This window comes from Knoellia remsis (assembly GCF_003002895.1).
Taxonomy (GTDB): Bacteria; Actinomycetota; Actinomycetes; order Actinomycetales; family Dermatophilaceae; genus Knoellia; species Knoellia remsis.
In genome coordinates, this window is sequence record NZ_PVTI01000010.1 from 44,391 (window position 1) to 56,213 (window position 11,823).

The following is an 11,823-nucleotide window of genomic DNA, read 5'->3' on the forward strand; positions in this document are numbered from 1 at the left end:
GTGCACTGTGGTGCCTGAGCATGCGTACTCGGGCGCACCGGGCACCGGTAGGTTTGGCGGCATGCGGCTCGGAGTCATCGACGTGGGTTCCAACACGGTCCACCTCCTCGTCGTCGACGCGCACACCGGGGCCCAGCCGCTGTCGGCCACGTCGCACAAGCGTGAGCTCCGCCTCTCCGAGCACGTCACGGACGACGGCAACATCAGCGAGCGCGGACGCTCCCAGCTCGTCGAGTTCGTCGCCGAGTGCCTCACCGTCGCCGAGGACCAGGGCGTCGAGGACCTCATGGGCTTCGTCACGAGCGCCATCCGCGAGGCCCCGAACGGTGACGACGTCCTCGCCGAGGTCAAGGACCGCACCGGGGTCATCCTCGACGTGCTCTCCGGTGAGGACGAGGCGCGCCTCACCTTCCTCGCCGCTCGCCGCTGGTTCGGCTGGTCGGCCGGCACCTTGCTCGTCGCCGACATCGGAGGCGGCTCCCTCGAGATCGCCCAGGGCATGGACGAGGACCCTGACGTCGCGATCTCGCTCCCGCTCGGCGCCGGCCGGGTGACCCGCGACCACCTCCCGGGCGACCCGCCCGGCCTCGCCGCGGTCCGCGAGACCCGCAAGCTCGTCCGTGCCTCCATCGCGCGCGAGCTGCGCCCACTCGCGAAGGCGGGGGCACCCGACCGAATGGTCGGCACGTCCAAGACGATGCGGTCGCTCGCCCGTATCACCGGGGCGGCGCCCAGCTCCGAAGGCATGTATGCCGCACGCTTCCTCGAGCGCGCCGCTCTCGACGACGTCCTCCCGCGGATCGCGAAAATGCCTGTGGCGCAACGCAGCTCACTTCCTGGCGTCTCCGAATCGCGCGCCCATCAGCTGCTCGCGGGAGGGATCGTCGTGTCGGCGACGATGGACCTGCTCGGCGTCGACCGTCTCGAGATCTGCCCGTGGGCGCTGCGCGAGGGGCTCATCCTGCGCCGCCTCGACGGAATGCACTGATGGGTCGAGGTCAGAGTTCCGCCGTGGTCGTCCCCGACATCCCCGTCGCCCTGTCGACCGCATCGGTGTACCCCGAGAACTGTGCCGCAGCCTTCCAGCACGCCGCGCGGCTGGGGTACGACGCCGTCGAGGTCATGGTGTGGACCGACCCGGTGACCCAAGAGGCCGGTGCGCTGCAGGCGCTCTCCGAGCTGCACGGCATACCGATCGTCTCGGTCCACGCGCCGACCCTGCTCATCAGCCAGCGGATCTTCGGGGTCGAGCCGTGGGGCAAGATCGACCGCTCGCTCGAGCTCGCCGCGGAGGTGGGCGCCGACACGGTCGTGCTGCACCCGCCGTTCCGGTGGCAGAAGGACTACGCGCTCGGCTTCACCGACGGCATCGCGACGCGAGAGCACGACACGGGGATCACCCTCGCCGTCGAGAACATGTACCCCTGGCGCGTCGGCGGACGCGAAGTCGAGGCCTACCTGCCGCACTGGGACCCGGTGGCGCAGCCCTACGACCACGTGACCCTCGACCTGTCGCACACGGCGACGGCCGGCTCCGACGCCCTCGCCATGGTCGAGGCACTCGGCCCGCGGCTCGCGCACCTGCACCTCGCCGACGGGTTGGGGTCGATGAAGGACGAACACCTCATCCCGGGCCGTGGGTCCCAACCCTGTGCCGAGGTGTTGGATGCATTGGTAGACAACGATTTTGGAGGTTCAGTGGTCGTCGAAGTGTCCACCCGACGGATGTCCGTCGAGCAGCGTGAGCTCGCCCTCGCAGAGGCGCTCGCGTTCTGTCGACTGCACCTTGCGTCAGCGAGCGAGTCGCAGCGGGGGGAGTCCTGATGGCGGGACCGCGCGGACGGCGACCCGCAGGTGAGGACACGCGCGCGGACATCCTGGCGGCGGCACGCGCCGAGTTCTCCCGCCGCGGCTACGAGGGGGCGTCACTGCGCGCCATCGCCCGCGCGGCAGGTGTGGACCCGAAGCTCGTGCACCACTACTTCGCGACCAAGGGCGAGCTCTTCGGCGCCATGGTCGACATCCCACCGGACCCGCACATCTTCGCCGACACGATCCTGTTCGCACCCCTGGAGGAGCTGGGCGAGATGCTCGTGCGGCTCTTCGTGGCGACGTGGGACCCGCAAGCCGGTCGGGAGCGGTTCGCAGCGATGTTCGCCGCCGCCGCCGCGAACGAGGAGCAGGCCGAGTTCGTGCGCGAGTTCATGCGCCGAGCGGTGTTCGTCAACGTCATGAAGCGGCTCGAAGCGGAGGGCCTCGGCGGCAGTGTCAACGGGTCGCCGGCGCTGCCGGTCCGGGCCTCGCTCGCCCTGTCGCAGCTCGTCGGCATGGGGGTGCTGCGGTACGTGGTGCGTCAGCCGACTCTTGCCGCCATGTCGGAGGATGAGCTCGTCGCCAGCTTGGCGCCGATCGTCCAGGAGCACCTCGTCCCGCGGCCTCCTGTCTAGGTGCGCGCACGCCCCCGCAACCGCTCCGCCTGCGCTCAGGTCACAGGGTGAGCGGGCGGCATACGCATCTCCCACAACGACTACCCTGCTGGGCGTGAATGCCTCGGACGTGCTGCGATCAAGCCTTCTTGCCCTCTCGGACGCGACGGTGGTGCGTGACACCATCGAGAAGGCCCCGGTGAGCCGGGCCGTCGTCCACCGCTACGTCCCCGGCACGGACGTCGCCGACGCGGTCGGGGCCGCCGCGGAGCTGCGCGCGACGAACCGCATGGTCACGATCGACTACCTCGGCGAGGACACTCTCGACGCCGGTCAGGCCGCGCACACCGTCGACACCTACGTCGGCCTGCTGCGCGCTCTCGCCGACAAGGAGCTCTCCCAGTTCGGCGCCGCCGAGGTCAGCGTCAAGCTCAGCGCCGTCGGCCAGGCCCTCCCGAACGACGGCGAGAAGATCGCGCTCGACAACGCGCGCCGCATCTGCGAGGCCGCCAAGGAGGCCGACACCACGGTCACCCTCGACATGGAGGACCACACGACGACCGACTCGACGCTGTCGATCCTCGCCGAGCTGCGCCAGGACTTCCCCGACACCGGCGCCGTCCTCCAGTCCTACCTGCACCGCACCGAACAGGACTGTCGCGACCTCGCCACCGCCGGCAGCCGCGTCCGCCTCTGCAAGGGCGCCTACAAGGAGCCCGCGTCCGTCGCCTACCAGGACTCCGAGGACGTCGACCTCTCCTACGTCCGTTGCCTCAAGATCCTCATGGCCGGCGAGGGCTACCCGATGATCGCGAGCCACGACCCCCGCCTCATCGACATCGCCCGGGCCCTCGCGAGCCGCCACGGCCGCGAGCCCGACTCCTACGAGTTCCAGATGCTCTACGGCATCCGCACCGACGAGCAGACCCGCATCGCCGACCGCGGCCACCAGATGCGCGTCTACGTGCCCTTCGGTGAGGAGTGGTACGGCTACCTCATGCGCCGCATGGCCGAGCGCCCCGCCAACCTGCAGTTCTTCCTGCGCAGTCTCGTCACCAAGGGCTGAGTGCCGCGGGAGTCCGCTTCACCGAGGTCTTCCTGCGCTCCTTGGTCACCAAGGGCTGAGCGCAGCCGAACCAAGGTCTGAGTGGGCCGACGGACATGCAATGGCCGGGGGAAGTCCGGGTCCCGCCCCGGGGGCATGCTCGACACCATGGCTCTCGGCTCCCATTGCACGTCCGTCGGGCCGCCACGGAGGATGCGCACCCGGCATACGCGCGTGAAACGCACGTGAAGGCGCCCATCGCGAGGGCATAGTCTCCTGCGCATGGGAACGGTTGCGATCTTCGGTGCCGGCGTCATGGGCGAGACCCTCCTCTCGGGGCTGCTGCGGTCCGGGCGCCCGGCCGACGAGCTCGTCATCACCGAGCGCCGGCCCGAGCGCGCCGCCGAGCTCACCGAGAAGTACGCCGTCAGGACCGTGAGCAACGTCGAGGCCGCCGAGGCCGCCGACACCCTCGTGCTCGTCGTCAAGCCCCAGGACATGGCCGCGCTCCTCGACGAGATCGGCCCGCACGTCACCGGAGACAACCTCGTCGTCAGCCTCGCCGCCGGCATCACGACCGAGTTCATCGAGTCGCACCTGCCTGAGGGGCGTTCGGTCGTGCGGGTCATGCCCAACACGCCGGCTCTCGTCGACCAAGGCATGGCGGCCCTCAGCCCCGGCAGGCACTGCCTGCCCGACCAGCTCGACCACGCCCGCGAGCTGCTCGCCGCCACCGGCAAGGTGACCGAGGTCCCCGAGAAGCTGCAGGACGCGGTCACCGCGATCTCCGGCAGCGGGCCAGCATACATCTTCTATGTCGTCGAGGCGATGATCGAGGCCGGTGTCGTCCTCGGGATGCCGCGCGCGACCGCGACCGAGCTCGTCACCCAGACGCTCTACGGCGCGGCGACGATGCTGCGCGAGACCGGCCAGCACCCGACCGTCCTGCGCGAGCAGGTGACCTCTCCCGGCGGTACGACCGCGGCCGCGCTGCGCGAGCTCGACGACCACAAGGTGCGGGCGGCGTTCGTCAGCGCGATGGAGGCCGCGGCGGTCCGATCGCGCGAGCTCTCCGGTGGCTGAGGCAGCGGCGGCGCTGTCGGACCCCGCGGCGCGGGTCGAGCGGGCCACCGAGGCGACGCTGCGCACCTACCGCGACGTGCGACTCGCCTCGCTCCTCGACACTCCGCGTGCCTTCGCCAACTCGTATGCCGTGAGCGCGGCCTACGACGACGCCACCTGGCGCGCTCGACTCACGACGTCGCAGATCTGGCTCGCCTTTGTGGGTGATCGCCCGGTGGGCACGGTCTCGCTCTGGCACGCCGACGACCAGCCGGCCGACGAGACCTACCTCATCGGCATGTGGGTGTCAGCATCGGTGCGCGGCAAGGGAATTGGCGACCTGTTGGTCGGTGCGGCGCTCGACCAGGCACGCGCGGACGGGTTCGCCCGGGTCCTCCTCGACGTCGCCGAGGAGAACGTGCCGGCGCAGCGGCTCTACGAGCGCCACGGCTTCGCGCGGACGGGCACGACGTGGCTCAACCCGCAGGACGACGGGATCCTCGAGATCGGGTATGCCGTCCCGATCACGTGACGTCGTCGGGCCTGTTCTCGAGGCCCCGCCAGGCATCCCCGCAGGTCAGCGCTGCCCGGGTCCAGTGGGGGAGACCCCGGGTTGCCGCGTGCGCGAGGGGTCGGGAACAGTGGGGGCATGAGCGAGATCAGCGTGCGCCCTCTGGGCGAGGAGGACTGGCAGCAGTACCGGGACACCCGGCTGACCGCTCTGCGGGAGTCACCCGAGGCGTTCGTCGCGACAGCCGACGAGGAGGACGCCTATGACGAGGACTTCTGGCGGCTGCGGATGAACCGCTCGGCCCGACTGCTCGCCGAGCAGGACGGTCGCGCTCTCGGCATTGCCAGTGTGGGCCGCTCGAGCGACGACGAACCGCAGGTCTCCGAGCTGTTCGGTCTCTGGGTCACGCCCGAGGCCCGGGGCAGCGGGGTGGCGACAGAACTCGTGCGCGCCGGTGCCAACCTCGCCCGCCAGCGCGGCCAGAAACAGCTCGTCTACTGGGTCGGCAGCGACAACGGGCGGGCCGTCGCGTTCGCGAGCGGGTTCGGGTTCCGGCCCACCGCGGAACGCCGGCCCATGCGGGTCAAGAGCGACGACGACGAGGACGAGGTGGCCATGGTGCTGCCCCTCGGCGGCGACCGCGGGTCCGTCCCGACCGACTTCTGAGCTTCTGCGCGCGGCGCGACGACTCAGGGGCGGGCGGCGAGGCGCTCGAGCAGCTCGCTCGGGCCGCTGACGATGAGCGTGTCGTGCGCGGACACCTTCGTCGACGGCACGGCATACGTGAAGTCCTCGCCGGGTGACTTCACCCCGACGACCGTCACGCCGTACTTGCTGCGGATGGCGCTCTGCTCGAGCGTGAAGCCGATGGTCTCCGTCGGGGGGCGCATCTTGACGATGGCGAACCCGTCGTCGAACTCGATGTAGTCCTGGAGCTTGCCACCGACGAGGTGCGCGACGCGGCGGCCGGTGTCGGCCTCGGGCCGGACGATGTGCTGGACACCGATGCGGTCGAGGATGCGGGCGTGCTCAGGGGACATCGCCTTGGCCCAGATCGTCGGGACTCCCGCGTCGACGAGGTTGGCGGACGCGAGGACGGACGCCTCGATGGACGAGCCCACCCCGACCACAGCGATCTTGAAGCGCGAGACCTTCGCGTCGCGAATGACCGTCGGGTCGCTCGCGTCCCCGTGGATGATGGAGGTGAGCCGGCCGAGGAACTTCTCCGCGAGGAAGCCGTCCTTCTCGATCGCCACGACGCGGTGCCCCAGGCGGCGCAGCTCCAGGGCGGCGGCACCGCCGAAGCGGCCGAGACCCACGACAAGGACGTCGAGGTCGCTGTTCTTCGCGGGCACGCTGCCTCCTGGTGGGCACGGTGAGAAGCCGGTGGTCGGCGTCGGCGAGTCTGCTGTCCGGACGAGGCTAACGCCACCACCGGGGGTGCGAGGTAGCGTGCCGGGCATGGCTCACCGCACGCGCCTCGTCTGGGACGACGGGTTCCTGGCCTACAACTTCGGCCCGACCCACCCGATGGGACCCGTGCGGCTCGACCTCACGACGCGACTGGCCCGCTCGCTCGGCGTGCTCGATACCGTCGACATCGTCAGCCCCGAGGTCGCGAGCGACGAGCTCCTCGCGACGGTGCACGACGCCGACTACGTCGCAGCGGTCAAGGCCGCATCGGCCGACCCCGAGCAGGCCGATCTGCGGCGCGGGCTCGGCACCGAGGACGACCCGGCCTTCGAGGGGATGCACGAGGCGAGTGCCCGGATCGTCCAGGGCACCGTCGACCTCTGCGACGCGGTGTGGAGCGGCGAGATCGACCACGGGGTGAACTACTGCGGCGGACTGCACCACGCGATGCCGACCCACGCCTCGGGCTTCTGCATCTACAACGACATCGCTGCCGGCATCCAGCGCCTTCTCGACAACGGCGCCGAGCGGGTCGCCTACATCGACGTCGATGTCCACCACGGCGACGGCGTTGAGCGGATCTTCTGGAACGACCCGCGCGTCCTCACCGTCTCGGTGCACGAGTCGGGCCGGGCGCTCTTCCCGGGCACCGGGTGGCCGGGTGACATCGGCGGCCCTGACGCCCGCGGCACCGCCGTCAACGTGGCGCTGCCTCCGGGCACGGGCGACTCGGCGTGGCTCCGGGCGATCGAGTCCGTCGCGCACCCGCTCGTCGGTGCGTTCAAGCCCGACGTCCTCGTGACCCAGCACGGCTGCGACAGCCACCGTCAGGACCCACTCGCGCACCTCTCGATCTCCCTCGACGCCCAGCGCCGGGCCCACGAGGGCCTGCACCGCCTCGCCCACGAGCAGACCGACGGCCGGTGGGTCGCGCTGGGTGGTGGCGGCTACGAGCTCGTCGATGTCGTCCCGCGGTCGTGGACCCACCTCACCGCCATCGCCGCGCACACGCCCGTCCCCCCGCAGACGCCGGTGCCGCAGGAGTGGCGAGACCACGTCGAGCGAATCTTCGGCCGCAGCGGTCCCGAGCGCATGGGCGACCTGCCCGAGAGCGACCTGCCCATCTGGGTCCGGCCGTGGGCGATGGGCTACAACCCGGACGACCCGGTGGACGAGGCGATCCTCGCGACCCGGCAGGCGGCCTTCCCCCACCACGGCCTCGACGCCTGGTTCGAGTGAGGTCCCGGTGGGGGAAATCTCCCCACTGACCCGCGTGTCGGCTGGACGCAGAACAATTCCCCGCCCAACGACTTCCCCAATCGTCACATCAGCCCCTATGGTTGCTTCTTGCACGCCGTAGATGCCCGCCGGTGGGGAAGCCGGCGATACGCGTGTGCAGAAGTCGAGGTGACATGTCTCAGGAACGGCTTGGCGAAGTACGGTTTCTCACCGTTGCCGAGGTGGCCTCGATCATGCGCGTGTCGAAGATGACCGTCTATCGCATGGTGCATGGGGGCGAGCTCCCGGCCGTGCGCGTCGGGCGGTCGTTCCGGGTTCCCGAGGACGAGGTGCAGAAGTACCTCCGGGAGTCCTACATGGGCACCGCGTGAGCGACGCACCGGCGTAGTCGCTCCGGCGACGACAGCCACACCATTCGACGAGGGTCGGACCACACGGTCCGGCCCTCGTCGCATGCCGAGGGACCGCTCGTCCGCTTCCGCACCCGGACCCGTTTGGGCAGGTGGCAGCGCCGCCGGTAGGGTTGCCCTTCGACACACGCGCGCCGGTCGGCCGCGCAGGCCGGCCCGCAGCTGCGGGTCCACCGTCATTCGATGTTCTCAACCAGCAAGGACTGCTCCATGGGTTCCGTGATCAAGAAGCGCCGCAAGCGCATGGCGAAGAAGAAGCACCGCAAGCTGCTCCGCAAGACCCGCCACCAGCGTCGCAACAAGAAGTGACGCCGCGCTGACGCGCTGATGACCGCGACTCTCACCTTCGGGTGTGGGTCGCGTTCGTCTTTCCGGTATGCCGTTCGCTCGCCCACCGAGGGAGCGGAACCTTGCCTCGGGTGCAACTTCGGAAGTCGCATCCGACGCAAGGTTCCCTCATGGGGCGGGAAAGTTGGGGTGACCGCTGTCGCCAAGCGGTGACCGGAGCACCCGGGGCGAAGTAGGGTCGGGGCGTTGGAGGCAGTCGCAACGTGAGGGAGGCCCGGGTGGGTCAGGTCGTGCTCGTGACGGGGGTGTCCCGCTACCTCGGCGGGGTGCTCGCTCGACGGCTCGCCGCCAGTCCGGACGTGGAGCGGGTCATCGGGGTCGACGTCATCCCGCCGCCGCGCGACCTCGGCGAGGCCGAGTTCATCCGCGCCGACATCCGCAACCCGATGATCGGCAAGGTCATCGCCCAGGGCGACGTCGACACCGTCGTGCACGCGAACGTCATTGCCACTCCCACCTTCGCCGGCGGACGCACGCCGCAGAAGGAGATCAACGTCATCGGCACGATGCAGCTGCTCGCGGCGTGCCAGAAGTCCGAGACGGTCCGGCGGCTCGTCGTGAAGTCGACCGCCGCGGTCTACGGCTCGACCCCGCGTGACCCGGCGATGTTCACCGAGGAGATGACGGCCAAGCGGCTGCCGGCGTCCGGCTTCGGCAAGGACTCGATCGAGGTCGAAGGCTATGTGCGCGGTTTCGCTCGACGCCGGCCCGACATCGACATCCTCACGCTGCGCTTCGCGAACATCATCGGGCCGCGGATCCGCACCTCGATCACGGACTACTTCAACCTCCCTGTCATCCCGGTGCCGCTCGGGCACGACGCGCGGATGCAGTTCGTCCACGAGGAGGACGCGATCAGTGCGCTCCTGCGCGGCGTCACCGGCGGAGCGGACGGCGTCGTCAACGTCGCGGGTGACGGCGTGCTCACCGTCATGCAGGCCGCCGCGATCGTGCGGCGACCGTTCGTCATGGTGCCGATGGCGGCGGCCGGGCCGATCGCGCAGATGGGCAAGCGGCTCGGGCTCGTCGACTTCAGTGCCGACCAGATGTCATTCCTCGCCTTCGGCCGCGGCATGGACACGACGGCGATGCGCGAGGTGCTCGGCTTCAGCCCGACGTACTCGACGCGCGCGGCGTTCGAGGACTTCGCCCGGACGGTGAGCCCGGTCGTGCCGTCACTCGATGCGGTGACCGGGGCCGTGGGCGGCGTCGTGGGGACGGCGCAGCAACTCGTCGGGCGTGCAACGAAGGGGGTTCGCTGATGGCGACAAAGAACACGGCCGCGAAGTCGTCGACGACGAAGAAGGCGACGACGAAGGCGACCGCGAAGAAGGCGACTCCGAAGAAGCCGACCGCGAAGAAGCCGATGACGAAGGCGACCGCGAAGACGGCGACGACGAAGGCGACCGCGAAGAAGACGGCCGCCAGGAAGACGACGCCGAAGAAGGCTGCTCCGAAGCCGGACGCCACCCGCCGCAACGCCCCGGCCAAGAAGGACCCGACGGGCCGCCCGTCCTCGGTCGCGGCGGGTGCCGCTCGCGCGTCCGGTGAGCGGGCTCGTCGTCGCGCCACGCCCCTCCTGACCGCTGCGGTGGAGTCGGCGGCGACGAGCTCGGCACAGGCGACGCCACCGGCACCTGCCACCTCGTCGACGACCTCCTCGACGGCAGCCACGAAGGCGGCCACCGCGGCGGTGAAGGCCGGCGCCCCCGGCAAGACCTCCGCGACGACGACGGCTCCGGCCGGCGGACGCGGAGCGCACCGCCCCCGACCCAACCCCCGCTCCGAGGCGTCGTCGAAGGCGACCCGGCAGGCCGGCATACGACCGCAGAGCCCGCGGGCGAAGCGCAAGGCGGACGAGGCGGCCCGACGGCACCTGCGGGTCGCGCCGCCGCCCGCGCCCACCCCGCCGGCGCCGGACCCCACGGCGACCCAGACCGACATGGCCCTGCCCGTGCCCGGCATCGAGGAGCTGCTGTCGGCCTCGATCGCGGCGATGCGGATGGCCGCCCAGGGAGCGGGGTTCTCGCCCGAGGAGGTCGAGCGCCGGATCGCGGCGACGCTGGCGTTCATCCGCCGCCGCATCGAGGGCGACTACTCGGTCGACGAGTTCGGCTACGACGAGCATTTCGCCGAGAACGTCATCTTCCCGCTGTTGCGGCCGCTCTACCGGAAGTGGTTCCGGGTCGAGGTGCGCGGGCTGGAGAACATCCCCGACGAGGGTGGCGCCCTCATCGTCAGCAACCACTCGGGCACCATCGCCATCGACTCGCTCATGGTGGCGCAAGCCATCCACGACGAACACCCGAAGCACCGGGTGATGCGCGCGCTCGGCGCCGACCTCGTCTTCCAGACGCCGTTCGTCGGGGCGTTCGCGCGGCGCGGCGGCTCGACGCTGGCCACGAACGCCGACGTCGACCGGCTCTTCGCCCAGGGCGAGCTCGTCGGCGTCTTCCCAGAGGGGTTCAAGGGCGTCGGCAAGCCGTTCAAGGAGCGCTACAAGCTGCAGCGGTTCGGTCGCGGTGGCTTTGTGTCGGCGGCCCTCAAGGCCGGGGTGCCGATCATCCCGACGTCGGTCGTCGGCGCGGAGGAGATCGCGCCGATGATCGGCAACATGAAGACGGTGGCGCGGCTGTTGGGCGTGCCGTATGCGCCCATCACGCCCACCTTCCCGCTGCTCGGGCCGCTGGGGCTCATCCCGCTGCCGAGCAAGTGGATCATCGAGTTCGGTGCGCCGATCGAGACAGCGTCGCACGGCGAGGGCGCGTCGGAGGACCCGATGCTCGTCTTCGACCTCACCGACCAGGTGCGCGAGACGATCCAGCAGACGTTGTACTCGCTGCTCATGCAGCGTCGCTCGGTCTTCTTCTGAGGTGCTGCGTATGCCGTCCGCTCCCGACCCGCTGTCGCCGGCCTCCGCAGGCGCGTCGCCGACACGGCCGCTCGGGTCGCCGCCGGAGGAGGGCGAGCCCCGGGTGACGCTCATCGGGAAACCGGGCTGCCACCTGTGTGACAACGCGCGCGCGGTCATCGCGGCGGTGACGGCGGAGCTGGGGGAGTCGTTCACAGAGGTCTCGATCCTCGACCACCAGGACCTCAGGGAGCGCTACGCCGAGGAGATCCCGGTCACACTCGTCGACGGCCGCCAGCACGACTACTGGCGCGTCGACGCCGACCGCCTCCGCGCGGCCCTGCGTCGACCGAACTGACCCGCGACGGCTCTCCGGAAGCGGAGGCGGAAGTCGGCGGGGCGTGACGGAGCGCTCGCGCGCGGCGTGGAGCCGAGCGTGGCGGGGGCGAGTTCGCACGGTGCCAACTCGCCCCTCTGGAGAGGTGCCTTTGCTCCCGCATACGGGAGCAAACAACGCC

At 70.6% G+C, this 11,823-nt stretch carries 14 protein-coding genes; 13 read left to right on the plus strand and 1 reads right to left on the minus strand.

What is annotated here, in order from left to right; all coding sequences use genetic code 11:
- The first annotated feature begins 61 nt into the window (after positions 1–61).
- From BCF74_RS07640 to BCF74_RS07670, 7 genes are all read left to right on the plus strand, one after another.
- A complete protein-coding gene (locus tag BCF74_RS07640; protein WP_106297359.1) occupies positions 62–988 on the plus strand; it encodes a Ppx/GppA family phosphatase in 927 nt (308 codons plus the stop codon).
- The gene (locus BCF74_RS07645) at positions 988–1,824 is read left to right on the plus strand and encodes a sugar phosphate isomerase/epimerase family protein (protein WP_106297360.1); all 837 of its coding nucleotides are present in this window, start codon (positions 988–990) and stop codon (positions 1,822–1,824) included. Before BCF74_RS07640 ends, BCF74_RS07645 begins: the two co-directional genes overlap by 1 nt.
- Positions 1,824–2,447: a TetR/AcrR family transcriptional regulator gene (locus tag BCF74_RS07650; protein ID WP_106297361.1), complete on the plus strand. Its 624-nt coding sequence runs from the start codon at positions 1,824–1,826 to the stop codon at positions 2,445–2,447. Before BCF74_RS07645 ends, BCF74_RS07650 begins: the two co-directional genes overlap by 1 nt.
- Before the next feature lie 94 nt (positions 2,448–2,541).
- The gene (locus BCF74_RS07655; RefSeq protein WP_106297362.1) at positions 2,542–3,492 is read left to right on the plus strand and encodes a proline dehydrogenase family protein; all 951 of its coding nucleotides are present in this window, start codon (positions 2,542–2,544) and stop codon (positions 3,490–3,492) included.
- A gap of 261 nt (positions 3,493–3,753) precedes the next feature.
- Positions 3,754–4,554, plus strand: coding sequence for a pyrroline-5-carboxylate reductase (gene proC / locus BCF74_RS07660; protein ID WP_106297363.1), 801 nt, complete (start codon positions 3,754–3,756; stop codon positions 4,552–4,554).
- Entirely contained in the window at positions 4,547–5,065 is a 519-nt protein-coding gene (locus tag BCF74_RS07665; RefSeq protein WP_106297364.1) for a GNAT family N-acetyltransferase, read from the plus strand. The genes proC and BCF74_RS07665 overlap by 8 nt, the downstream gene beginning before the upstream one ends.
- 117 nt (positions 5,066–5,182) lie before the next feature.
- Positions 5,183–5,710, plus strand: a complete 528-nt coding sequence (locus tag BCF74_RS07670) for a GNAT family N-acetyltransferase (protein WP_106297365.1) — start codon at positions 5,183–5,185, stop codon at positions 5,708–5,710.
- 23 nt (positions 5,711–5,733) lie between these two features.
- Here the strand turns inward: BCF74_RS07670 and BCF74_RS07675 are convergent, their stop codons facing one another.
- Positions 5,734–6,399: a potassium channel family protein gene (locus tag BCF74_RS07675; protein WP_106297366.1), complete on the minus strand. Its 666-nt coding sequence runs from the start codon at positions 6,397–6,399 to the stop codon at positions 5,734–5,736.
- A 106-nt stretch (positions 6,400–6,505) separates the two neighbouring features.
- Here BCF74_RS07675 and BCF74_RS07680 point away from each other — a divergent pair, with 106 nt between their 5' ends.
- From BCF74_RS07680 to BCF74_RS07705, 6 genes are all read left to right on the plus strand, one after another.
- Positions 6,506–7,696: an acetoin utilization protein AcuC gene (locus tag BCF74_RS07680; protein ID WP_106297367.1), complete on the plus strand. Its 1,191-nt coding sequence runs from the start codon at positions 6,506–6,508 to the stop codon at positions 7,694–7,696.
- Positions 7,697–7,869: 173 nt separating this feature from the next.
- A complete protein-coding gene (locus tag BCF74_RS07685) occupies positions 7,870–8,067 on the plus strand; it encodes a helix-turn-helix domain-containing protein (RefSeq protein ID WP_106297368.1) in 198 nt (65 codons plus the stop codon).
- Between the two features lie 249 nt (positions 8,068–8,316).
- Complete coding sequence (locus BCF74_RS07690; protein WP_003792170.1) at positions 8,317–8,415, plus strand: 30S ribosomal protein bS22; 99 nt, start codon at positions 8,317–8,319, stop codon at positions 8,413–8,415.
- Positions 8,416–8,672: 257 nt separating this feature from the next.
- Entirely contained in the window at positions 8,673–9,716 is a 1,044-nt protein-coding gene (locus BCF74_RS07695; protein ID WP_170070169.1) for an NAD-dependent epimerase/dehydratase family protein, read from the plus strand.
- Positions 9,716–11,326, plus strand: coding sequence for a lysophospholipid acyltransferase family protein (locus BCF74_RS07700; protein WP_245889266.1), 1,611 nt, complete (start codon positions 9,716–9,718; stop codon positions 11,324–11,326). The genes BCF74_RS07695 and BCF74_RS07700 overlap by 1 nt, the downstream gene beginning before the upstream one ends.
- A 10-nt stretch (positions 11,327–11,336) precedes the next feature.
- Entirely contained in the window at positions 11,337–11,663 is a 327-nt protein-coding gene (locus BCF74_RS07705) for a glutaredoxin family protein (RefSeq protein ID WP_106297369.1), read from the plus strand.
- Positions 11,664–11,823 lie beyond the last annotated feature (160 nt).